At 61.0% G+C, this 24,727-nt stretch carries 15 protein-coding genes; 6 read left to right on the top strand and 9 right to left on the bottom strand.

Going from position 1 to position 24,727, the window contains the following annotated elements:
* Positions 1-14 precede the first annotated feature (14 nt).
* The 5 genes from RLDS_RS46565 to RLDS_RS0128580 form a co-directional block, all read right to left on the bottom strand.
* The gene (locus tag RLDS_RS46565; RefSeq protein WP_031298654.1) at positions 15-1,589 is read right to left on the bottom strand and encodes a glycoside hydrolase family 43 protein; all 1,575 of its coding nucleotides are present in this window, start codon (positions 1,587-1,589) and stop codon (positions 15-17) included.
* The gene (locus RLDS_RS46570; RefSeq protein ID WP_031298655.1) at positions 1,586-3,241 is read right to left on the bottom strand and encodes a glycoside hydrolase family 43 protein; all 1,656 of its coding nucleotides are present in this window, start codon (positions 3,239-3,241) and stop codon (positions 1,586-1,588) included. Before RLDS_RS46570 ends, RLDS_RS46565 begins: the two co-directional genes overlap by 4 nt.
* 115 nt (positions 3,242-3,356) lie before the next feature.
* Positions 3,357-4,364, bottom strand: a complete 1,008-nt coding sequence (locus RLDS_RS46575; protein WP_021227310.1) for an SMP-30/gluconolactonase/LRE family protein — start codon at positions 4,362-4,364, stop codon at positions 3,357-3,359.
* Positions 4,361-5,461 carry a Gfo/Idh/MocA family protein gene (locus RLDS_RS46580; protein ID WP_031298657.1) on the bottom strand — a complete coding sequence of 367 codons (1,101 nt, stop codon included), beginning with the start codon at positions 5,459-5,461 and terminating at the stop codon, positions 4,361-4,363. Before RLDS_RS46580 ends, RLDS_RS46575 begins: the two co-directional genes overlap by 4 nt.
* Before the next feature lie 62 nt (positions 5,462-5,523).
* The gene (locus RLDS_RS0128580) at positions 5,524-5,829 is read right to left on the bottom strand and encodes a response regulator transcription factor (RefSeq protein WP_021227312.1); all 306 of its coding nucleotides are present in this window, start codon (positions 5,827-5,829) and stop codon (positions 5,524-5,526) included.
* A 282-nt stretch (positions 5,830-6,111) separates the two neighbouring features.
* On the opposite strand from RLDS_RS0128580, the gene RLDS_RS46585 reads away from it, so the two are divergent.
* Positions 6,112-7,458, top strand: a complete 1,347-nt coding sequence (locus RLDS_RS46585) for a GntT/GntP/DsdX family permease (protein WP_021227313.1) — start codon at positions 6,112-6,114, stop codon at positions 7,456-7,458.
* 43 nt (positions 7,459-7,501) lie between these two features.
* On the top strand, positions 7,502-8,179 hold the full coding sequence (locus tag RLDS_RS46590) for a FadR/GntR family transcriptional regulator (RefSeq protein WP_021227314.1): 678 nt from the start codon (positions 7,502-7,504) through the stop codon (positions 8,177-8,179).
* Between the two features lie 12 nt (positions 8,180-8,191).
* On the opposite strand, the gene RLDS_RS46595 is transcribed toward RLDS_RS46590, so the two are convergent.
* Positions 8,192-8,671 carry a gluconokinase gene (locus RLDS_RS46595; RefSeq protein ID WP_031298659.1) on the bottom strand — a complete coding sequence of 160 codons (480 nt, stop codon included), beginning with the start codon at positions 8,669-8,671 and terminating at the stop codon, positions 8,192-8,194.
* A gap of 220 nt (positions 8,672-8,891) precedes the next feature.
* Here RLDS_RS46595 and RLDS_RS46600 point away from each other — a divergent pair, with 220 nt between their 5' ends.
* The 3 genes from RLDS_RS46600 (at position 8,892) to RLDS_RS46610 (ending at position 18,129) form a co-directional block, all read left to right on the top strand.
* Positions 8,892-11,921, top strand: coding sequence for a glycosyl hydrolase family 28-related protein (locus tag RLDS_RS46600; protein WP_031298660.1), 3,030 nt, complete (start codon positions 8,892-8,894; stop codon positions 11,919-11,921).
* Between the two features lie 194 nt (positions 11,922-12,115).
* Complete coding sequence (locus RLDS_RS46605) at positions 12,116-15,016, top strand: TonB-dependent receptor plug domain-containing protein (protein ID WP_236616894.1); 2,901 nt, start codon at positions 12,116-12,118, stop codon at positions 15,014-15,016.
* 77 nt (positions 15,017-15,093) lie between these two features.
* Positions 15,094-18,129 carry a glycosyl hydrolase family 28-related protein gene (locus RLDS_RS46610; protein ID WP_031298661.1) on the top strand — a complete coding sequence of 1,012 codons (3,036 nt, stop codon included), beginning with the start codon at positions 15,094-15,096 and terminating at the stop codon, positions 18,127-18,129.
* A gap of 90 nt (positions 18,130-18,219) precedes the next feature.
* Here RLDS_RS46610 and RLDS_RS46615 read toward each other — a convergent pair whose 3' ends face one another.
* The 3 genes from RLDS_RS46615 to RLDS_RS46625 form a co-directional block, all read right to left on the bottom strand.
* On the bottom strand, positions 18,220-19,020 hold the full coding sequence (locus tag RLDS_RS46615) for an IclR family transcriptional regulator (protein WP_021227319.1): 801 nt from the start codon (positions 19,018-19,020) through the stop codon (positions 18,220-18,222).
* 74 nt (positions 19,021-19,094) lie between these two features.
* Positions 19,095-21,182, bottom strand: a complete 2,088-nt coding sequence (locus RLDS_RS46620; protein ID WP_021227320.1) for a beta-galactosidase — start codon at positions 21,180-21,182, stop codon at positions 19,095-19,097.
* A gap of 45 nt (positions 21,183-21,227) precedes the next feature.
* Complete coding sequence (locus tag RLDS_RS46625; protein WP_330217104.1) at positions 21,228-22,814, bottom strand: alpha-L-fucosidase; 1,587 nt, start codon at positions 22,812-22,814, stop codon at positions 21,228-21,230.
* Positions 22,815-23,091: 277 nt separating this feature from the next.
* On the opposite strand from RLDS_RS46625, the gene RLDS_RS46630 reads away from it, so the two are divergent.
* A complete protein-coding gene (locus RLDS_RS46630; protein WP_021227322.1) occupies positions 23,092-24,723 on the top strand; it encodes a DUF5597 domain-containing protein in 1,632 nt (543 codons plus the stop codon).
* Positions 24,724-24,727: the final 4 nt, after the last annotated feature.

Raw genomic sequence — 24,727 nt, forward strand, 5'->3', positions numbered from 1 at the left:
GAGGCGACCGGTGCCTATGGCTGGATAGCGTCAGCCAGCGGCATGAGCGTGACGCTGTCGACGTCCATATAGCCTCCGGAAGAACCCGGATTATAACAGGACAGAGCAATCTGCTGACCCTGAAAGGTGCCCGTTCGCCAATCGAAAGCGAGCGGAAAGGGGCTACCTGCATCGCGCCATTGCCGATTGTCGCTGCTATAGGCGAACCGGCCGAGATTGGTCTGAAAATCCAGGTCGGCACGCAGCCAAACCGTCGCCGCATCCAGCGAAAGCGCGGGCACGCGGACGCTGGTTTGCGGACCGTCCTGCGTGCTTTCCGTGACCTGCATCCGCACACTGCGCTGGCCGCCCGTAGCTCCGGCCACCGAGAGTTGCGCGCTATATTTGCCGAAACTGCCGAAACCGCAGAGATCGCCCGGCTGGAGGCCCTGCACATCGACCTTTGCAATCGCACGCATGCGCGGTCCCTGCGCCTTTTGCGTCAGCGTATTGCGTGCCGTCCAGATGCCGTCGGACCGCGTGGCGTGGAGCCGCAGAAAGCCGGGCCGCTGAGTCAACGACCATTTGCTGTCGTCCGGGTTATGGTTCCACTGCCATTGCAATCCTAGTCTTGTGGCCGAAAAATCATCGGACGACGGCGGTTCGGAAAAGCCATGCCCTGCAATCGGTTTGGGCGATCGTTCGGGGACGACATCGGGTCGATCGGGCGTTCCCCACCAGGGCCAGCCATCCTTCCAGAAAATCGGGCTGATATTGGTCATGCGGCCGATCGCGCCCGCGTCGACCATGACGAAACCATACCAGCTGCCATCGGGCATATCGACGATCGCGCCCTGATGGCCCCCGGTCCTGTCGTCGATGGACGGCTTCGTTTCCCAAGGACCCCACAGGCTGCGCGCGCGCGATACGGTCATCGCCAGCTTGCCGGGTATGGCGTTGAAGAGATAATAATAGCCATTGTGGCGGATGATCTTCGATCCTTCCGCGCCCTTGTTATAATAGGCTTTGCGCGCGGCGGTGACGGTGGTCAGGTCCTTGTTCAACGTCAGCAGCGTGACGGTGCCGTCGCTGCCGATAGAAGTGCCAAGATAGGCGGTCCCATCATCGTCGATGAACAGGGCAGGATCGAAGGCCTCGCGGTCCAATTCGCTGTAGGTCCAGGGACCGGCGATCGTCTTTGCGCGATAGATGCGGGTCTTGTGCCCGACGGGCGTGACCGCGACGTAGAAGTGGCCATCATGATAGCGCAGGCTGGCGGCGTAGAAGCCCCGGCGATAGGCATTGCCCTGGATCAGATCATAGCGCGGATCGCCATCCAGCCGATCGACAACATGGCTTGCGATCCGCCAATTCACCAGATCCTTCGAATGAAGGATGGTGACGCCCGGCGCATTGGCGAAGGTGGTCGATACGAAATAGAAATCTTCCCCAACCCGGATGATGTCGGGATCGGGATAGTCGGCGTAGAGCACGGGATTGCGATAGGTGCCATCGCCCTGATCCGAGCGCCAGACTTGCGCGGGCAGCGGGGCAGCGAGGCCGGCGGCCAGCAACAGCGCGCAGAGGTGGGCCCATGTCCGTCCGCTCATGACGCGGGCGTATAATGATAAGGCCCGACCACCGTGCCGACGAAGCCGCCAGCCTTTTTGGTGCTGAGCAAGGTGGCATCGATATCGTCCGCCAGCGTTTGAGCATGGCCGCCGACAGTATAATCAAATCCCATCGTTCCGCCGGTCATGCGAATGGTCAGGGTGATGGGACCATCGATCGCGACGGGGGCGGATCGTACCAGCGTATCGGCGTCCGCCGCATCACGGGTATAGAGCGCGACCATCGGTCGACCCGCGATCTGGGTCACGCCGAAGAAGAGGTTGCTGCGGTCGCTTTGGACCGCCGCGAGGCCCGCGCGGTCGCCATCCTTTTCCGGAACATAGCGTAGCGTCGTTGAAAAAGTGGCGTTTACATGTTGCTGCCGCCGTCCGATGAACGCCGGCACGCCATCGAGGTCGCCAAGCGGCGCCCCGCTGTCCAGTTCCAGCATGCCGTTGCTCAGGCGATAGAAGGGCTGTTTGGGTGTGCGAATGCCGATCCACTGCATCGGCAGCTTGGGGCCATCGAATGTTTCGGTATAGGCGATGTCCCCGCTGGTGGGGAGCGCCGGGGCGGATTGCGGGGGAAGGTCGGGGGCTTTGAGCGTATGGGGAATGGCGTCACCCTTCGGCAAGATTACCGGCCAGCCGTCCTTCCATGTCACGGGCAGCAGGAATGTTTCGCGGCCGATATTATAATAATCATCGGCATAGGGCCGGACCGCCAGAAATGTCGCCCACCAGTCGCCCTTTTGCGTCTGCACCAGCTTCGCATGACCGGCGGACCCGATGGGGTCGGGGCGCGCGGGATCAAGGTCGCGCTGCGTCAAAATGGGGTTCTGGTCGAACGGCACATAAGGGCCGCGCAGGGATTTGGCGCGCAACACGACCTGTGAGTGATTGACGCTGGTGCCGCCCTCTGCCGCGGTCAGATAATAATAGCCGTCCTTGCGGAAAATATGCGGACCTTCGATCCACACGGGCTTTTTGCTGATGTCGACACCGCCGTTGATGAGCTGCGTACTCTCGCCCACCATCTTGCCGGCGCGCCAGTCATATTCCTGGATCCAGATGGCGCGATGGCCGTCATAGCGGGGCGGCTCGTCGGGCGCGCGGTTATTGACGATATAGGCCTTGTCCCCCTCCCAATATAACGACGGGTCGATGCCTTCGAAGGGGAGCCAGACAGGGTCCGACCAGGGGCCGGCCGGATCGTCTGCTGTGATGACAAAGTTGCCACCGCATTCAACGCAGGTGTTGACGATGTAGAAGCGGCCGTCGTGCCAGCTGATGTCAGGCGCGAAGACGGCCTGCGAGATGCGCCGGCCGGTAAAGTCGAGCTGGCTGGGGCGGTCGATTGCGTTGGCGATCTGGGTCCAGTGCACAAGGTCTTTCGACGTGAACACCGGCAGACCCGGAAAATGCGCAAAGGAACTGTTGACGAGATAATAGACGTCGCCGACCCGCGTTACCGACGGATCGGGATAGTAACCGGCCAATATGGGATTGCGAAATTCGCCCTCTTGCGGCGCGACGCCTTTATCCGCCTGGCCACTGTAGCGAAACTGGTCGAACCGCGCGGGGGCGGCAGGAAGGGCGCTTGATACACTCAGCAGCAGCGCTGCACATAGAGCTTTCCTGCGGTGGCGCATCGGCATCTTCTCCCCTACGGACGGCGCGGGCGGTTCCCGCTTACCTACGTCCATCAGCATTGATAGCGCTATCACTCTTGCTTGTCGAGGGGAACGGGCCAGTGCGGTCCGGCAATCAGGATGTGCGCAAGGGGACCACGGCCAGCATGTCGCTGGACGTCAGGAACAGACTTTTGCCCATGTCCCCGATGCAACAATTAGCGATCGCCTTGCCCGTACGAATGACACCCAGGCGTCGGCCGTCGGGCGCACAGACATGGACGCCACCCGGCCCGGTCGCAAAGACATGGCCATCCGGCGCCACATCCATGCCATCGGGCAATCCCGGCTCGCCCGCGGCAAGTTCGGCATGCAGGTCCAGGAACAGACGGGGGCTGCCCGTCTGGCCCTTAGCATCAATCGGATAGGCCTGCACTTGCGGACGTTTTTCGTCGGACAGCGCCAGATAAAGCGTGGCGCCGTCGGGCGAAAGGCCAAGGCCATTGGGGCGGCGATGGCTGCGATCGAGCAATGTGACGGCGCCGTCGGGATCAAGCCGGAACAGCCCGCAGAAATCCAGCTCGCGCAGCGGCGATTCGTCCGCCTGCGCCAGGCCATAGGGCGGATCGGTGAAATAGATGGCCCCGGACGGCGCGACGCACAGGTCGTTGGGACTGTTGAAACGCTTGCCGTCATAACGATCCGCCAGGATCGTGCGCTGCTTGGTGCGCAGGTCGATCTGGACGATGGCGCGCGTACCGCTGTCCGCGCCTGCCAACATGCCGCCAGGCGTGATCGCAATGCCGTTGAGGCCCGGCTCCCTTATTCCCTCTGGCACAATTGTCTGCAAACCAGACGGGGACAGGAAGGGCGTGACGCCCTGCGCCTTTGTCCAGCGATACAGGATGTTGGACGGTGGATCGTTGAACAGCAGATAATCGCCCTGAGGCACCCAGGCCGGCCCTTCGGCCCAGCGATAGCCACGCGCGATGACCTTTACCTGCGCGTCCGGCGCAAGAATGCGATCGAGCGCCGGATCGAGCCGGTCAATGCGGGGCGCGGCCATGCCGTCCGCCGCTTGTGCCAGCATGGACGTGAGCGGAATCGTGGCCAAGCCGGCGAGGATCGTGCGACGGCCGATCATGCGGTCATGGCGATGGTGCGCCCCTCCGCCGCCGAACGATAAATGGCTTCGATAACGCGCAGGTCGGCGAGGCCTTCTTCTCCCGGCGCGATCGGCGTGGTGCCATTCAGGATGCATTCCGCAAGATGGTCAAGCTGCCCGGCAAACTGGTTCTTGGCCGGGACAGGGAGGACGCGCGGAGCGACAACACCGTCCTTCCGGATGCGCATGGCATGGCCTTCATAAGGGGTTGCCGGCTCCATGTCGATCCAGCCCTGGGTGCCGACCACACGATAGGCATTATGCGCCGAACTGTAGCTCGACACGCAGGTCGCCTCGATACCCGATGGGAAGCGCAGCAGGAAGCTGATCCGGTCTTCGACAGTGCGGAAGCGGGGGTCGGACCGGTCGGTCGCCTCGATCGCGCTGACCGACACGGGTTCCTCCCCACTGAGATAGCGCGTTGCGTTGAGGCTGTAGATGCCAATGTCCATCAGCGACCCGCCGCCCGATAACGGGCGATCAAGCCGCCACTGGTTGGGCTGGATGGGGAAACCATGTTCAGAGGTGATGATGCGCGTCGGCCCGACATGCCCGCGCCGCGCCAGGTCAATGGCCAGACGATTATAGGGTTCGAACCGCGACCGGTAGCCGATCATCAACAGCTTGCCGGCCTTGCGGCTGGCGTCGATCATCGCCTGGCATTCAGCCACGGATATGGCCATCGGCTTTTCGCACATGACATGCTTACCCGCCTGCGCCGCCCGGATGCTATATTCCGCATGCATGCTGTTGGGCAGCACGACATACACCACGTCGATGTCCGGATTGTCGCGAATGCGATCATAATTGGCATAGCTGTAGCGGTGCGTCGCCGGGATATTATATTGCTCGCCATAGCGTTGCAATTTTTCGGGCGTGCCGCTGACCAGCGCCACCAAGCGCGCATGTTCGCAGCCGGCGAAATTGGGCATGATCTGCCGCGTAGCGTAAGAGCCAAGCCCGACTATCGCATAGCCGATCGGTCGCTGCGCGGCCCGGGCTGCCCCCGCGCCCATGGCGGAGAGGGCCAACCCCGCGCCAACCGTTTTCAATGCCGATCGTCGCGATCCGTCCATGACTTATTCTCCCGTTGCGCCAAGCGCCTTGCTTCGCCCTGTAACAGGTCGGAACGACCTTTTCAGTCAGCCATTTTGCTCGGCGATCGATCGGAGGCGTCCGGCAGCCAGGCGAGCGAATTGGCGATGATCGCGACCTGCGTGCGGTTGCGCACGTTGAGCTTGCGCATCAGGGCAGTCATATGGACCTTCACCGTCGCTTCGGCCATGCCGAGCTCATAGGCGATCTGCTTGTTGAGCAAACCGGAGTGGACGCAACGCATGACCTTCATCTGCGTGGGGGTAAGGCGAGGCGGCGTGACAGCTGCCGGCGCGGGTGGGCCATTGTCGTGAACGCGATAGCCGTGCGGATTCGAGGCGACGTGCATCTTCCCTCTCCCTGTTCCGGTTCAGAATCTACCAAGTTTCTTCTGACTAGGATTCGTTAGCGTTATCCTATGGCCACTGGTCATACAGGTTCAAGCAAAAATATCAAATATGCCGCGTTTATTCTGGATATCTTGCTTTTACTGACTAAAGCTGTCTAACAGATTTTAGAAAGTACGGACGTTTTCACCGAGTCCTTGGTTAGCGAAAACATGGGGGAAGAGGATGACGATAGCACTGCGTCGGCTTGATCGGGGCCTGCACTGTCCGAAAGGGGGCCGCCTGTGACCCCCGCCGATTATCGGCTGATCGCAGCGGCCATCATCGGCATTGCGCTTTCCATCATCCTGATCATCCGCGGACGATTGCACCCCTTCGTGGGATTGCTCTGCGGCGCGTTTACGGTTGGCCTTCTGGCCGGACTTCCCATGGAGGAAACAGCCAAGGCCGTCGAAAAAGGCGCTGGCGCGATCCTTGGCGGCACCGGACTTGTGGTCGCGCTCGGCCTCGGGCTCGGGGCCATGTTGCAACTTTCCGATGGCGCCGGCGGTCTTGCCCGCGCGGCGTTGCGAGTGTCGGGCGCGCGCGGCGCGCCTTGGGCAAGTCTTCTGACGGCCATCGTCATTGGCCTGCCCCTGTTTTTCGAGACCGGGCTGGTCTTGCTATTGCCGATCGTCGCGTCGGCGGCCGCGGCTTTGCCGGCCGGCCAGAATGGCGACACGGCAAAGCTGCGCCTCATGCTGCCAGCGTTGTCGGGCCTGTCCGTCGTTCATGCACTGGTGCCACCGCATCCGGGGCCCTTGCTGGCCGTCAATGCTTTGGGCGCCAATCTGGGCCTCACGCTTCTTTACGGGCTGATCGTCGGTATTCCGACCGCGATCATCGCGGGTCCGCTCTTGGCACGCTTCACCGCCCCGGGCGTGAAGCTCAGCCCCCCCTTGCTTGATCCGGTCCGGGCCGATGTGCCGACGCCCTCGGTGAGACGGGCATTGACGGCCGTGTTGCTGCCCGTCGTCCTCATCGCCGCAGGACAAGCGGTTGCCCTGATGCCCGCGCCCGTGGCCGCGCACTTCACCTGGCTGGCCTGGGTAAGCGATCCCGTCGTAGCGCTGCTGGTCGCGACGCTGGTGGCCTTGCCGCTGCTCTTTGGTCGCCGAATAACCGAAAGCCGGATTCAGGGCGCGATCTGGACCGAAGCGATGACCCCGGCCGGCGGCATCATCCTGGCGATCGGCGCAGGCGGCGCGCTCAAGCAGGTGCTGGTGACCGCCGGCCTGTCCGACCTTCTGGTGCGGTTGGCGGACGGCGGCGCAATCTCGCCGCTGGTACTGGCCTGGGGCGTATCGGTCTGCATCCGCCTGGCGACCGGTTCGGCGACGGTGGCGACGATCACTACGGCCGGCGTGATGCAAGGGCTGGTGGCCGCGTCCGGCGTGGACCCTGAATGGATGGTGCTGGCGATCGGAGCGGGATCGCTATTTTTCAGCCATGTCAATGATCCCGGTTTCTGGCTGGTGAAAAGCTATCTCGGCACCGATATGGCAGGGACGTTCCAGACCTGGTCCATCATGGAAACTGTGGTGGCGGTGGTCGGCCTGCTGCTGGTAATGCTGGCGAGCAGCATAATCTAGGGAGCGGAGCCGTCATGGCCATCGCAGCAGCACGGGCGACGTCATGAGCCAGATCCGGTTGTCCGATCAGGCCTATGCCGGCATCGTCGAGATCATCAAGTCGGAGGATCTGGAAGTCGGCGCGCGCCTGCCGTCAGAGGCGAAGCTCGCGGAAACCTTTGGCGTGTCGCGCGCCATCGTGCGCGAAGCGCTGGTGCGGCTCGCGTCGGACGGCATTACAGAGGCGCGGCGAGGCGCCGGGTCCTTCGTCAAGAGCCGGCCTTCCGAGCGGCTGGCAGCCTTCATGCCGATGAGCGAATTGTCTACGACGCTGGGCAGTTATGAAGTGCGTTTCGTGCTGGAGGCGGAGGCGGCCCGGCTGGCGGCAACCCGCCGAACCGCGCAGGAAATGGCGCATGTGGAGGAAGGCATGGCGCTGCTGCGCGAGGCTTTGCTGTCCAGTGAGCCAGCCCATGCCGAAGACATGGACCTGCACCGGCGGATCGCGGCGGCGACCGGCAATCCCGCCTTCATCCAGGCGTTCGATGCGCTGTGGCCCGATGTCGAAAAGATCATGCGCGCAGGCGTCGACATTTCCCGGTCCCGGCCCCCGGAAGTCGTCGAAACGATGCTGCGAGAACATGAAGTGATCGTCGCCGCCATTCGCGCGCAGGACCCTGAGGGCGCGGCGCTGGCGATGCGCTGGCATTTGTGGGAGGGACGCCGGCGGCTGATGCCCTGACGCTCTGGCCGATCAGCGCAGCCAGTGCAGCACTGCATCCCGCAATGCGGCGGGGTCTGCGTCTGTATTCAGGATCAGGGCGTCTTCATCCTGACCTGGCCGCTCCAGCGTTGCCAGCTGGCTGTCGAGCAGACTGGTCGGCATATAATGGTTGGCCCGAGACGCCAGCCTTGCGAGCAGGCGTTCGCGGCTATTTTCCAGCAGGATGAACCGCACGGGCGTTGCAATGGCGGCGTGCAGCCGCGCCCGATAGGCCGCGCGCAACGCGGAACAGGCGATCACCGTGCGGCCATGGGTCGCAACGGCGGCATTGGCTGCCAGGCCGATGCGATCAAGCCAGGGCCAGCGATCTTCGTCGGACAGGGGGCAGCCCGCGCGCATCTTGGCCACCGCTTCGGGCGCGTGGAAGTCATCGCCTTCCAGAAAGGGTGCGTCCAGTGCCGCCCCCAGCAGTGATCCGAGCGTGGACTTGCCGCAGCCGCTGACCCCCATCACGATGACGGCAAAATTCGGCGTGGCAGCGGGGTCAGGTAGGGGCGACAAAGCAGGTCCTCGCAATCGGTGCGAAACCCCTGCACAGGCGTCGCTATGTGGGATCATGCTATAGGAGCGCGGGCCAACCCCTGAAAACTACGACCTTTGTCGCAAGTGCCCCAACCCCCATGGTCCTTTAGCGCTTATTCCTGGATGCAATGATTTGGGAGAGGCGATGATGATCCGACGCAACATCATGGCGGCGCTTTTGACCGCAACCGCGATGGTAGGCGTGAACGCGGCTCACGCCGCCGAGCCATCGGTCTTTCCCACCGCCCCCCAGGAACCGAGCGCGATTACGGTTGCGGGCAAGGGCGACGGCCAGGCGGACGACAGCGACGCAATCCAGCAAGCGCTCGATAGCGCGCGCGACAAGACCGGTCATGGCATGGTCTTCCTGCCTTCGGGCACCTACCGCATCACCCGCACGCTGGTCGTGCCTCCCGGCGTGCGCATCTATGGCGTGGGTCCGACGCGGCCGGTCATCCTGCTAGGAGCCAGGACTCCCGGGTTCCAGCAGGGTGTGTCGACCATGATCGTCTTTGGCGGCGGGGATCAATATCGCGTCGGCGATGTGCCCGTGCCGGTGCCCACCATCGTTCCCCGCGACAAGGTCGTGCGCGACGCCAATTCCGGCACTTTCTATTCGGCGATGAGCAATGTCGACATAGAGATTGGCGCGGGCAATCCCGCGGCGGCCGGCGTGCGTTTCCACATGGCGCAGCACGCCTTCCTCAGCCATATGGAATTTCGCCTGGGGGATGGATTTGCAGGCGTTTATCAGGCCGGCAACATCATCGAAAATGTCCATTTCCAAGGTGGCCGCTATGGCATCGTGACGGAAAAGACCTCCCCCGCCTGGCAATTCACGCTGATCGATTCGACCTTCGATGGCCAGCGCGACGCCGCGATCCGCGAGCATGAGGTCGACCTGACCCTGGTCAATGTGGCCATCCGCAACACGCCGGTGGGGATCGAGGTGGACCGCGGCTATGGCGACAGCTTGTGGGGCAAGGATGTCCGCTTTGAAAATGTCAGCCGGGCGGGCGTCGTCATTTCGAATGAAAACAATGTTTTCACCCAGATCGGCTTTGAAAATGCGCTGGCAAAGAACAGCCCGGTTTTCGCGCGCTTCCGCGGAAGCGGACGCACGGTCGACGGCAAGGGCGATGCCTATAAGGTCGCGTCCTTTTCCTACGGCTTGATGGTGCCGGACCTGGGCCATGTCGGCGAATATCGCACCGATGCCGAGATCGAGGCGCTGCCCGCGCTGCCGGCCCGCCGCGCGCCAGCCATTCGTGACCTGCCGCCCATGCAAGACTGGGTCAATGTCCGAACGCTGGGAATCGTAGGCGACGGCAAGGCAGACGATACCGCCGCTATTCAAAAGGCGATCAATGCCCATCCCATCCTCTATTTCCCGACGGGCTTCTACAAGGTCACGGACAAGCTGACTTTGCGGCCGGACAGCATTCTCATCGGTCTGCATCCCGCCATCACGCAGCTTTATATTCCCGATGAAAACCCCCGCCATGCCGGGCTGGGATCGGTGCTGCCGATCCTGGAGAGCCGCAAGGGCGGGGATAATATCCTGTCGGGATTGGGGTTGTTTACGGGCCGGGTCAATCCGCGCGCGTCGGCGCTGCTGTGGCGGTCAGGCGAGAAGAGCCTGGTGGAAGACGTCAAGATCATGGGCGGTGGCGGCACGCCTACCGCAGACGGCAAGATGCTGGGGACATTGACGGTCCATACCGGCGACCCGGTGACCGACCATCGGCTGGACGCGCAATATCCCAGCATCTGGGTGACGGACGGCGGCGGCGGCACATTTGCGGACGTATGGAGCCCCAACAGCTTCGCCCAGGCCGGCTTTTACATCAGCGACACCAGCACGCCCGGCCATGTCTATGAAATGTCGGTCGAACATCATGCCCGCAATGAATTCGTGCTCGACAATGTGCAGAACTGGGAATTTCTGGCGCCCCAGACCGAGCAGGAAGTGGGCGACGGACCGGACGCCGTGTCGCTCGACATTCGCAATTCGAAAAACCTGCTGTTCGCCAATTATCACGGCTATCGCGTCACCCGGACCTACGCGCCGGAAAAGAGCGCAGTGAAGCTGTATAATTCCAGCGATATCCGCTTTCGCAATGTCCATGTGAACGCCGAAAGCGGCTATGCGACCTGCGACGATGAAGGATGCGGCACTTTCCTGCGCGCCAGCAAATATCCGTTCGACAATGCGATCGAGGATGTCTCGCGCAAATTGTTCGTCCGGGAGCGGGAGTTTGCCAAGCTCGACATCGGCGCGGCCGATCGGGCGATTCCGGCGCCCACGCCAAGCATGGCCCCGGTCGAGAAGCTGGAGGATGGCTTCTGGTCCATTTCCGGGGCGGCTGTGGACGCCAAGGGCGCGCTGTACTTCATCGATCGGCGGTTCCAGCGCATTCACCGCTGGAGCGAGGACAAGGGTCTGGAGATCGTGCGCGATCAGGCGCTGGACCCGGTCAATCTGGCCGTGGATGCATCAGGGCATCTGCTCATACTCTCCTCGCTTGGCCCCAAGGCCGGGGTCTATTCGATCGATCCCGAAGGGCCGCTCGACGCGCTGACGCTCATCAAGCCCACCCCGGTGCGGCTAGCCAGCCAGAAGCGTACCTTGCTGCCCGTGAACTGGTGGAACAATGGCGAATTTCGTGACCAGCTGGATCACAAAAGCTATGAGTTCACGACGCTGGCCGAAATGTTCGCGCGCGATGTTGGCACACCCAAGGCGCAGGAATATGTTTCCCCCGACGGCAGCCTGGCGCTCCCGGCCTTTCGGGTCTGGCAACAGGGGCCGATCGATCACACCGGCTGGCGCTGGTCCGACGGGCTTAACGCCAATGGCTTCGTGAGCGGGAAAATGGGTGAACGGATATTCGTCACCAACGCCTCGGAAAATATGACCTATAGCGGGACGATCGGAAAGGGTGGGTCGCTTGTGGACCTCAAGCCCTTCGCCAATCGCGGCGGCGAGAGCGTTGCCGTGGACGGGCAGGGGCGCGTCTTCGTCGCCAATGGACAGATTTTCGTCTACGGTCCCGACGGCGCGCAGAAGGGTCGGATCGACGTGCCGGATCGTCCGCTTCAAATCCTGTTCGGCGGTCCTGACAAGCAAACGCTCTTCATCCTGACGCATCACGCGCTTTACGCAGCAAAGCCATGAAAAACGGCGGTTTCGTCGCGTCTACGACCTATGTCGTAAGTGCTCCGGAAGCCCCGCTGCGATAGGGAAATCGATAATCGCCGCACAAGGCGTGGCCAACCCGGGGGGGTGGCCGACAGAGGGAAGGATCAAGGAAGGTGAGGAAGTCCATTATCCGCCATTGCATGGGCGCAAGTTTGGTAGCGGTAACGATCATGTCGTTGTCGGGCCTGGCGCACGCACAAAGTGTCGCCGACGTCGCCCCTCAGGACGAAGCCGCCACGACATCGGCGCAGAGCGCCGCGGACATTGTCGTTACCGGGTCGCGCATCACCACCAGCGGCTTCACCGCGCCAACGCCGACCACCGTGATCGGCGAAGAGCAGATCGCCAACAATGCGCAGCCCAATGTGTTCAACACCATCGCGCAGCTGCCCTCGCTGCAAGGTTCGACCGGCGCCGCCACTGGCACGTTCAGCACGTCGAGCGGTCAGCAGGGCCTCAGTTCCTTCTCCCTTCGCGGATTGGGCACCATCCGTACCCTCACCCTGCTCGACGGCCAGCGCGTCGTCGGCGCGAACGTGACCGGCGTCCCCGACATTTCGATGTTCCCGCAATTGCTGGTGAAGCGCGTCGACGTCGTGACGGGCGGCGCATCGGCTTCCTACGGATCGGACGCGGTTGGCGGCGTCGTCAACTTCATCACCGACACCCGTTTTGAAGGGTTCAAGGGCAATATCCTGGGCAGCATCACCAAATATGGCGACGATGAGACCGCGCTCGTCCAGGCGGCATACGGCGCATCGGCGATGGATGGACGGCTGCATTTCGTCGTTAGCGGCGAATATGACCATGAAGGGGGCGTGGGCGCAGGCGACTTCGGGACCGATCTCGCCGGCAGCCGCGACTGGTATCGCGCCACGACGCTATTTAACACGGGCCAGACCAACAACGGCCTGCCGCAATATGTCTATGGCGATTATGCGCAGCCCTACCAATATGCCCGCTATGGCCTGATCAACAATGGTCCGCTTCAGGGCATCGCTTTCGACGCGAACGGCACGCCCTATAATTTCCAATATGGATCCAATGGTCAGCCGCTCGGCAATGGCCGGGTCAGCAATTGTTTTCAGGGGAACAGCTTCTGCCAGGGTGGCGACCTGTCGGGCGCGCCCGGTTCGGGCGCATCGCTCAAATCGTCGCTGGAGCGCATCAACGGCTATACGCGCCTTGGCTATGACTTTGCCGATAACAATGAAGCCTATCTGACGGTCAATATAGCGCAGGTGAAGACCAATAACCAGCCAAGCCCTGGCTATAATCGCTCCAATCTGACCGTGCAGTGCGATAATGCGTTCCTGCCGCAGACGATCCGCGACCAATGTGCGGCGGCGGGCATCACCAGCTTCGACTTCGGCTCTTCCAACGCGCAACTGCCCGATCCGCAGGTCTATACCGATCGCAAGCAATATCGCTTCGTCGGCGGCCTCAAGGGGCAGTTCGGCCTGGGCGGCACGGACTGGAATTATGACGCCTATTATGAACATGGCATCACGATCTCCGACATTCGCGTGCGTGATATCGTCCTGCAAAACCGCTATGTCGCGGCGGCCGATGCCATTAATCTGAACGGCGCGGTCGTATGCCGCGATCCGGTCGCGCGCGCCAATGGCTGCGTGCCGATGAACATCTTTGGCAACTTCACCCCCTCCGCCTCAGCGCTGGCCTATGTCGCGCCGCACGAAAATGGCCCCTTCCAGCACACCAAATTGACGCAGGACGTGGTCAGCGCCAACTTTTCGGGCGAACCGGTCGAATTGTGGGCAGGGCCGCTCGCGGTGGCGTTCGGCGGCGAATATCGGCGCGAATTTTATCGCGTAAACGCCGATCCCTATGGCGCAGGCGTGTCGCCACTCAGCCCCAATGACGAGAATTATCCAGCCGATCCGCTGCTCAATTCCGACCTTGGCAGCAACTGGGCGGCGGGTAATTACAAAAATGGCCGCGGCAAATATGAAGTTTATGAAGGCTTCCTGGAAATCAACCTGCCGCTGTTCGACAGCGAGGGCGCGGGCCGCGCGAACCTGAACGCGGCGGGTCGCGGCACCCATTATAGCACGTCGGGCACGGTCTGGGCCTGGAAGGTCGGCGGCACCTGGGACACGCCGCTGGATGGCATTCGCCTGCGCGCCGTCACGTCGCGCGACGTGCGTGCGCCCAACCTGTCGGAGCTGTTCGCCGCGCCGACGGTGACGACGCTGCCCAACTTCAACGATCCGTTCCGTAATGTCGCTGTGTCGACCTTCCAGAACACGATCGGCAATCCGAACCTCAAGCCGGAAATTGCGCGCAACACCGAACTGGGCATCGTTCTGTCCCGGCCATCTTGGGCGCCGGGCCTCAGCCTGTCCTTCGACTATTACAACATCAAGCTGAATGGCGTCGTGTCCAGCCTGTCCGCGCAGCAGATCGTGCAATTCTGCTTCGAAGGCAATCAAGCCTTCTGCGGGGGCTTCAGCCTCGACAATGCGAACCAGCAGCAGAATTTCGTCAACGTCCAGCCATTCAACCTGGCGTCCTGGAAGACCAGTGGCTTCGACATCGAAGCCAGCTATCAGTGGCAGCAGCCGCTCGGCCTTCCGGGCAACTTTACGATCCGGGCGCTGGGCACCCATATCCGCAAGTTCATCGTCAATGCCGGTATCGCCGGCGTCGATCCGGTTGATCAGGCGGGCGCCAACAACGGCGCGACGCCGGATTGGAAATGGCTGGCGGTCCAGACCTACGATACGGGCAAGCTGACACTGACGGTGCAGGAGCGCTGGTTCAGCGACGGCACCTTCGGCAATCAATATATCGTCTGTCAGTCCAGCTGCCCCGCATCGACCGGCAACCACCCGACGATCAACTACAACAAGATGAAGGGCGCCTTCTACATGGACGTGGGCGCGACCTACAAGATCACGGATCAGGTATCGATCTATGGCAAGGTCGACAATCTGTTCGACAAGGATCCCGTGGCATCGCCGCAGACCAACACCGGTCTGGACATCAACCCCGCGCTCTATGACACATTGGGCCGCATCTATCGTGCAGGTGTCCGTTTCAACTTCTGATCTGATATCCCCTGTCCCCACCCACCTGTCCCGGCCCTGCACGGCCGGGACATATTTTTCTCAGTGGAGAGCATTGCATGAAATACGGATTGAGCGGAGCCTGCGCATCGATGCTGCTGTGCCTGGCGGGCGCGCAGCCAGCGCTGGCGTCGCCATCCGTCTATGTGACGGCCCCGGACGAGCCGCGTGCCGTTACGGTGAAGGGCGTAGGCGACGGCCGCGCCGATGACAGCGCCGCGATCCAGCAGGCGATCGACCAGGCCGCGACTGCCGGGGGCGGTATCGTTTTCCTGCCCGCCGGCACCTATCGCATCAGCCGGACATTGTTCCTCTATCCCGGCGTGCGGCTTCTCGGCATCGGCGCGCAGCGACCCGTCATCCTCCTTGGCGCGAACACGCCCGGATTTCAACGGGGCGTCGCCCATATGCTGATGTTCACTGGGAGCCAGCGCCAGACCGACATGGGCACGCCGGCCGCGGCGTTTCCGCCAGCGGGCAGCGTTCCGTTCAACAAGAATATTGCCGACGCGAACCCCGGCACCTTCTACTCCGCGCTCGCCAATGTCGATTTTCGCATATTGGATGGCAATCCGGCCGCGACGGCGATCCGATTTCATTCGGCACAGCATAGTTTCGTGTCCCACGCGGACTTCCACATCGGGTCCGGGCTGGCCGGGCTTTATCATGTCGCCAATGAAGCCGAGGATCTGCGCTTTTATGGCGGACGCTATGGCATATTGGCCGAGAAAACCTCCCCTGCCTGGCCCTTTGCCCTTGTCGACTCCACATTCGAAGGGCAGCGCGACGCCGCCATTCGGGAGCATGAAGCCGGGTTGACCATGGTCAATGTATCAATTCGCGACACGCCGGTCGGCATCGAAATCGACAAGGGCTATGGCGACTGGCTGTGGGGCCAGGACATGCGCTTTGAAAATGTTTCCAAGGCCGGCGTCATCATCTCCAACGAGGAGAATGTCTATACACAGGTTGGCTTCCAGAATGTCGTGGCTTCCAACATGCCTGTGTTCGCGCATTTCCGGGACAGTGGCCGCACCCAGCAAGGAACGGGCGCCGCCTATAAGGTCGACAGCTTCACCTATGGGCTGACCCTGCCCGGCACGGGGCGCATGGGCACCTATGAAACCGCCATGAAGGCGACAGCGCTCAATGCCCTGCCAAAAGCGAGCGATGCCGCGATCCGCGCGCTGCCCCCGGTCAGCGACTGGGTCAGCGTGCGGGCGCTGGGCGCGAAGGGAGATGACCGGACGGATGACACCGCCGCGTTGCAACGGGCGATCGACACGCATCGCGTCGTCTACCTGCCTGCCGGCTTCTATCGCGTCAGTGACACTTTGCGCCTGCGCCCAAACACGGTGCTGGTGGGCCTGCACCCCAGCCTGACGCAGATCGTCCTGCCGGACGGGTCGCCAGGGTTTCAAGGCGTCGGCGCGCCCAAGGCCGTCATCGAAAGCACACAGGGCGGCGATGCGATCGTCCAGGGCATCGGCATCAACAGCAACGGCGCCAATCAGCGGGCGACCGCCCTGCTGTGGAAGGCCGGCGAGAAGTCGATGGTCAATGATGTCAAATTCCAAGGCGGGCATGGCACCAACCTGCTCGATGGCACGCGCGTCAATCCCTATAACAACAACGCCACGGGCGACCCCGATGCGGCGCGGCGCTGGGACGGGCAATATGCCAGCCTTTGGGTCACGCAGGGCGGCGGCGGCACCTTCGCCAATATATGGAGCCCCAGCACCTTCGCGCATCCCGGCATCCTGATTTCCGACACGAAAACGCCCGGACGGATCATTCAGGCATCAGTCGAACATCATGTCCGCAGTGAAATCACGCTGAACCGGGTGTCCAACTGGGAATTGCTGGCCCCGCAGACCGAGGGAGAGGGGGGCGAAAGCGGTGACGCCACCGCGCTGGAAATCCGCGACTCCGACAATATCCTGGTCGCCAATTTTCACGGCTATCGCGTCACCCGCACGCGCAAGGCCGCGCCGGCGGCCGTTACCTTGTATAATGTGCGCGACATTCGTTTTCGCAATGTGCATGTGAACGGCGAGAGCGGCCTTGGCACGTGCGACGAAAATGGCTGCGCGACGTTCCTACGCGTCACCAAATTTCCCCATTCCAACGCGATTCAAGACGTGACCCACGGCATCGACGTGCGCGAGCGCGAATTTGCCGTGCTCGACGTAACGGATAATCCTGCTGCTCCCGAGCCGTCCCGCCTTGGCGCGCCGGTCGAAAAACTGGCCGATGACTTTCATTCGATCGGCGGCGGCGCAGTGGATGCCGAGGGCAGGCTGTACTTCATCGATCGGCAGTTTCAGCGCATCTGGCGCTGGTCCGAGGAGGGCAGACTGGAGATCGTCCGCGACGCCGCGCTCGACCCTGTCAATCTGACGATCGACAAATCCGGCAATTTGCTGGTGCTCTCCTCGCAGGGACGCAATGGTACGGTCTACAGCTTCAAGCCCGGCACGCCCGAGACGCAGATGACCGTCATTGCGCCGACACCGGTCGCGCAGGACAAGGATGCGATCGTCACCATGCCCGTCAATTGGTGGAACAACGGCGAATTTCGCGACCAGATCGACCCCGACACCTATCGTTTCACGACGCTCCAGGAAATGTTCGCACGCGACATGGCCAAGCCCAAGGCGCAGCAGTTTGTCTCGCCCGATGGCTCTGTCGCGCTTCCGGCATTTCGCGTCTTTTCCCAAGGTCCGACGGATCATCGCGGCCGGCGCTTTTCCGATGCACTCGACACCTATGGCTTCGTTCAGGCGCGGCCGGGCGAAAGGCTGTTCGTCACCAACGGATCGGAGAACCGCACCTATAGCGGCGTGGTGGGTGCAGGTGGCACTTTGACCGATCTCAAGCCGTTCGCGAACCGCGGCGGGGAAGGAGTCGCCACCGATGCGCAGGGACGTGTCTATGTCGCCAATGGTCAGATTTTCGTTTACGCGCCCGACGGCAAGGAGATTGGACGGATAGACGTGCCCGAGCGACCCTTGCAACTGGTCTTTGGTGGCAACGACGGCAGGACGCTCTACATTCTCACGCACCATGCGCTATACGCCACGCGCACGCGATAGTGCTCGACTACGCCAATCGCAGACAATGATGGCGTGATCGCGGGCCTTGTCTCCCTCGGGCCGCTGCCGGGCATAGGCCGATATCAGGGATTAATCATTCCCTTTCATTGATCCTGCGGGCGTATGGCCGAGGGTGTCGGAAATTTCCGCTGCGGCGGCACCCAGGATGCGCTTGCAGGAAACCATATCGATCTTCTGCGATCCATCGATCAACTCAAGGAAGGGGATGGTGAGAGCTGCCACCACCTTTCCATCATAGCCGAATATGGGATAGCTCAGGTCCGTCACGCCGCGCGTGATGAAGCTTTTTCGCTGTTCGAACCCGCGTTTGCGGATGACCGCAAATTTGGCATCCATATCGTTCAGGCTGATGCCGGTCGTCGAGAGCCGCAGGGCCTGATCAATGACATTCTGCCGCATGTCGGCGGGCAGATAAGTGAGGAGCACGGCGCCTGAACAACTGGTCAAAAGATTGACCTCTGCTCCCAGGCGCAGGGAAAAACCACGGACGCCCGGATTTTGCTCCCGGGCAATGACCAACCCCGCGCCTTCATTGATGACGACGAGGTGGCAGGACTGGCCGGTATCGACGACAAGCTTGCGCATCGTGGGTGTTGCCGCCGCCACGAGATCTTGCGCGGGCGTGGCGCGAAACGCCAGTTCAAGCAGCTTATACGCCACGGAATAGCGATCGTCGGCAGGCGATTTCCTGAGATAGCCAAGCTTTTCCAGCACGATCACGATCCGGAAGATTTCCCCGACGGATCGATCCATAAGCACGGCCATTTCCGTGATCATCAACCCGCCGGGCCGGTCGCCAAGCAAGGTCAGGATTTCAAATGCCTTTTCGACAGCCGGCGCTGCATAGCTCGCCTTGGGGCCACTGCGCATCTCATCTCCCTGAACCAACGAACGCCGTAAAAAGTCATGATCGGCGAAGTGATAACTGTCAATTTCCCTGGCGGCTATTGCAGAAGTTCCACGCCATAGCCCGGCAGGTCGATTGTTCCGCTATAGCTTTTCCCGGACAAAGCGCTCTGTTTGGCGCCCGAGAAGGGGACGGCGACAGGTTTGTCCGACGTGTTGACGTAAAGAATGCGCCCGTCCACTTCCCGGGCGGTCACGCCATCGGGTGTGACGGGGCCGCGCTCGATGCCCAGTTGGTCATAGAGCGACCGGATCAATGGCCCCATAAGGGCCGATTGCGGCGCGGTTGCCAGGTAGATCGCCTGTCCCTTGCCAAATGCGTTGACCGTTATCGCCGGACTTTTGCGCGGTGTATTTTCAAAGGTTGCCAGGGTTTTGGCAGTGCTCGGCTCCAGCACTTCATAATAAGGATCGGTGCCCGTCAGCGTGGAGGCGCCAAAACGCACTTCAAGCGGCGTTTGCGACCGGTAAAATTCATTGGTTCGCAAACCGAAAACATCAGTCAGATCGCCTGGCAAAGGCGTCTCATACCATTTGCCGGTAACGTCAACCTTGTCGGAATATCCGGTCATGATGACGGTTCCGCCCTGTTTTACATAGGCGCGGACCGCCTCGCGCATGGGCTTGTCCATGAGATAGGCGCTCGACAGCACGACCAGCTTATATTTGTCGATCGCATCGTGGCCAATATCAATCACCGCCGTGTCGATATTGTCCTGATAGAGCGGCTTGAAGCCCTCCTTGACCTGATCGGTATAGTTGCCCTTGAAATATTCTGGCATGGTGTTGGGTCCGGGCGGCGGACTGGTAAGCCACATGGTGTCGAACGAGAAATGCACTGCAACCTCAGGGTCCCGATAACGGGGGAACCCCATTGTCTTCAGCGTCTTAAACTCGCGTGCGATTTGCCCGAATTCATCCACTTTCCAGGACGGGCGGCCATCATGATCGACAAGGCCGAATAGCGCCTGTTCTTCCCCGCCGATATGTGAATTGAAGGTCCAGGCCAGGAACGTCTGCGAGTAGTTTAAAAGCCCGAAATAGGCCCACATGCGCGATCGCCCCGGCGTGCCATAATAGCCACCGCCTCCAGCGGTAAATTCGTTGAACCACACCGGGGTTTGATGTCCGGCCCGGTTCATCATCACTTCAAAGGATGCGCCCATGGGATCGCCCGGGTAGAAACCCTGGGCGCCATATGTCGAAATATCCTGCCAAGCGCGAAGATAGTTGAAGCCTTTGGTCCAGGCTGTCGGCCAGAAATTGGACGCGACCGGCAGATTGGAAGCATATTGTTTACGGACGGATTCCAGATCCTTGAGCGCTCCCACCGTGTCGTCGGACCAATAGCGATGCAGGTCGAGATAGCGTTCATTCGGCCCTGGACCACGGTTATAGGGAAGATCGACCTGATCCCAGGTATTGATCCGTCGCGACCAGCGCTGCGTCGCCCACGCTTTGTTCAAGGCCTCGATCGATCCGTAGCGCGCCTTGAGCCATTCGACGAAGCGCAATCGATCGGCTTCGGAATAGGACATATGTCCATTCCCGATTTCATTGTCATAGCCCAAGGCGATGACCGCAGGATTATGCGCATAGCGCTGCATCATCTTTTCGGCGAGCCGCTTGGCCAGTCGACGATAGTCCGGGTCGCTGATATTGTCCCAGTAACGGCTTGCAGCGTTCAACCGCACGCCATCCTGGTTGACCAGATCAACGCCCGGATAGCTTTTGTGCATCCAGATGGGCGCGGGCTGGCCCGGAATGTCCACCACAACTTTTATTCCGGCTGCATGCATTTGCGCAATGACATCGTCGAACCATTCGAAGGTAAACCGTCCTTCTTCAGGTTCGAATGAGTCCCAGGACAGGTCGCCCATGCGGACCATGGTGAAGCCGGCCGCCTTCATTATCGCGATGTCCTGCCTGATCTGTTCCGGCGACCGATCGACCGGTTGATAACAGGTGCCGACAAAAATATCGCCCTTGCCCGGCCAATCCGGATCGCCGGCGGCGCTCTGCGCAGTGGCCGTCGTCGGCAGCGCGACGCCCGCCAAACTGGTGGTGAAACCCAGAGCAAGCGTGAGGCAAGCCAGTCGGCTGGCGCGGATAGAGAAACGGATCATGGATGTCCTGTCTGCTGAACGATGAATGGAAATAAGCCCGGGCGATCAGGCAAAATGAATTTCAAAGGCGCTCGCATGGCGGGAAGGCAGCGACGCCGGCAATTGGATGACCAGCGCCTGATCGGTTTGCCGGAAGGACACAGGTGCGCCATGCCCCAGAAGCCGCACGCGTCTTATCGCGCGCCGGTCATGCGGATTTGCCTTTGCGAGCGCCGAGATGGCGACCGTGTCTGATGGCTCGCCCAATGTCATTGCGTAGAGCGTGTCGCCTTTGGTTGTGAAGCGGATATCGCGCGAGGTATAGTCGCTCTTTTCCTGGAACATGCCCGCCGCAGTTTCGGTCGGGCCTTCACCAAAAATCTTCCAAGGTCGCGTGCCGTGGATCGCCGGCGCGTTGATCTTCATCCATTGTGCAAGGTCAGCCAGCAAATCCTCCGATTGCGGCGGCAGGCTGCCATCGGGATATTGGACTATGTTGAGCAGCATGTTGCCGTTCTTGCTGACGATGTCGGCCAGCATCGTGATGATCTGGGCCGAACTTTTATATTCATAATCGTCACTATAGAACCAGTCGCCGTTCGATGTGTCGGTCTGCCAGGGGCGTGGATTGATGCCCTTGAGCACGCCGCGTTCGACATCCTGGACGAATGCGGGGTCGAATTCGCCCGACCCCGAATCCTTGCAGGTATATACCGCGCCGCTTTTACTGCGATTGTAGAGATGAGCGACCAGCGATCGGCCAACCTGCCCAAATGGCAATCCGCCGTCCGAATAGAGGAGGTCTATGTCATACTGGTCGATAAGGTCGCGCATGCGGCTGAACCAGAGCCGATGGAAAGCGTGCTTTTTCGTGTACCAGCTTTCGCCGCTGTTGCGGAAAGGTTCGTCGCGATTGTCATGATAGAGATCGGCATATTGCGGATCCGCGCCATCATAGGCCAAGCCGAGTTTCGGCCAAAACTGGTCATAGAGGCGATTGGGATACCACCAGGTGTAGCTGGCACCCAAATGTTCCGAAACGCCAAATTTCAGCCCCTGCGCGCGGGCGGCCTTTTGCCATTCCCCGACAATGTCGCGCTTGGGTCCCATAAGCGCGGCGTTCCATCGATGGGTCGAAGATTTCCAGAGGTCGAAATTATCGTGGTGAACACCCATGGACACGAAATATTTGGCGCCCGCTGCCGCATATTTCCGCATCAGCGCATCTGGATCGAATTTTTCTGCTTTCCAGAGCGGAATAATGTCCTTGTAGCCGAATGAGGAAGGGTGGCCATATGTCTTGACATGATGGTCATAATGCGGATGGCCCGGCACATACATGAAGCGCGCATACCAGTCGCCTTGGCGCGGCACAGACTGCGGCCCCCAATGTGACCAGATGCCGAATTTCGCGTCGCCAAACCAGTCGGGCGTCGAGTGCGTTCGCAAAGATGCCATGCTGCCATCGTAGCGCCCCCTTGGGATAACGGGATCGGGCCAGGCTCGACCATCGGAACCGTCCTGAGCGCGGGCGGACATGCCAAGACCGGCAGCAGCCGCAGCCAAGGAGCCGCCCAATAATTGCCTTTTGCTGTACGCGCCCATTTCGTGCACCCCTCTCCTGGCACCAGCCCACCACAATAGACGACGCATCTCGTCGCAGATCGTGCAACGCCCGGCGCCTGAAATCTTTTGCTTAAATCGCATATTTGCAAATATGTTTTCATATTGCAACATCCGAGCTCACTTCGCTGCCAGAGCCTGAAGACGAATAAATCAGACTTTTTCTGGTGCAAAGTTCTTTTCTCAGAGAAAATTTCGGGTATGAAGGGCAGGGCGCTAGACGCCACCGGAAAAGCCGGGCGCGCATTGCTCTTGGCTCAGACGCATAGCTGCATTCAGCGTCACATAGCGAAATAGGGGGAGAGGCATGAAGCACTATCGGTCCATGATCGCCACGATTGGCCTGATGATGTCGATCGCCGCGCAGGCGCAGCCAGTTCAACAAGCATCGCCCATTCCCCGCTTGGAAAGCCAGAATGGTCGGCATGCCCTGATCGTCGATGGGGCGCCATTCCTCATGCTGGGGGCGCAGGCGAACAATGCGGTTAATTACCCCGCAATGCTCGACACGGTCTGGCCGGTATTGGAGGAAATGCACGCCAACACGCTGGAAATCCCGGTTGCCTGGCAACAGATCGAACCGGTGGAGGGCAAATTTGATTTCTCCTATCTTGACGTGCTGCTGAAGCAGGCACGATCGCACGACAAGCGGTTGGTGCTATTGTGGTTCGGCACATGGAAGAACACCGGCTATGCCTATACGCCCGACTGGGTGAAGCTCGACAGCAAGCGGTTCCCCCGGCTGAAAACGAAGACTGGCGAGGATCATGGCGTATTGAGCGCACATGGTAGCCAGACCCTGGCCGCCGACCGCAAGGCGTTCGTCAGATTGATGGAATATATCCGCGATCATGATGCCCAGAATACGGTCATCATGATGCAGGTGGAAAATGAGACCGGCAGTTACCGCGTCCCACGCGACTACAGCGCCGAAGGAAATCGACTTTTTAATCAGACAATTCCTGCCACCCTCTCGCGCGCTACTGGAAAGCGGGGCACATGGGGGGAGGCGTTCGGAGATCAGGCCGACCGCGCATTCAATACGTGGTACACGGCAGCCTATGTCGAAGAGATTGCCAAGGCGGGCAAGGCGATCAAACCCCTGCCCATGTATGTGAACGCATCGCTGGCGGGGCCGTCGAACGTGCCCGATCCCACCGGCGTCGCCAGCGGTGGTCCTCAGCAGGACGTGCTTGACATATGGAAGGCGGGCGCGCCGTCAGTCGATTTTCAGGCACCGGACATTTATGACGGCAAAAGCGCCAATGTCATTCAGTATCTCGACAAATATGCCCGACCCGACAATGCATTGATGGTGCCGGAAATCGGCAACTCCGAATTATTTGCGCGCTATTTCTATTCTGCCATCGGGCGTGGCGCGATTGGCTTTGCCCCGTTCGGTATGGACCGCAGCGGATATTATAATTATCCGTTGGGCGCCAAGGCGGTAGACCAGAAGGTGATCGGCGCTTTTGCGCTGCCTTATACCATGGTCGGCTCCATGATGCGGGACTGGGCGCGTCTGGCCTACCAGCACCCAACCTGGGGCGGCGCAAAGCCCGATGATGGGTCGCCCATCTCTACCATCATGGGTAATTGGAAAATCAGCGGCGAATGGGGTCAGTGGCAGTTCGGGATGAAGGAATGGACGATGTTCAATCCGGAACCGACGCCCGATGCGGACAAGCCGGTCGGAGGCTTTGCAGTTATTCAGCTGTCGGCTGACGAATTTCTGCTCGTGGGCGACCATGTCCGGGTGAATTTCGAGCCGGCGCCGGGCTCCCCGCGCAATGGCATCATGCTGCGCGCTGAAGAGGGCCGATTTGAAAACGGCAAATGGGTGATGACTCGCGTTTGGAACGGCGATCAGACTGATTACGGCCTCAATCTCACCGACCTGCCGCAGGTGCTGAAAATCACCATGGGCCATTATCGTTGACAGG

This window comes from Sphingobium lactosutens DS20 (genome assembly GCF_000445105.1).
GTDB lineage: Bacteria > Pseudomonadota > Alphaproteobacteria > Sphingomonadales > Sphingomonadaceae > Sphingobium > Sphingobium lactosutens.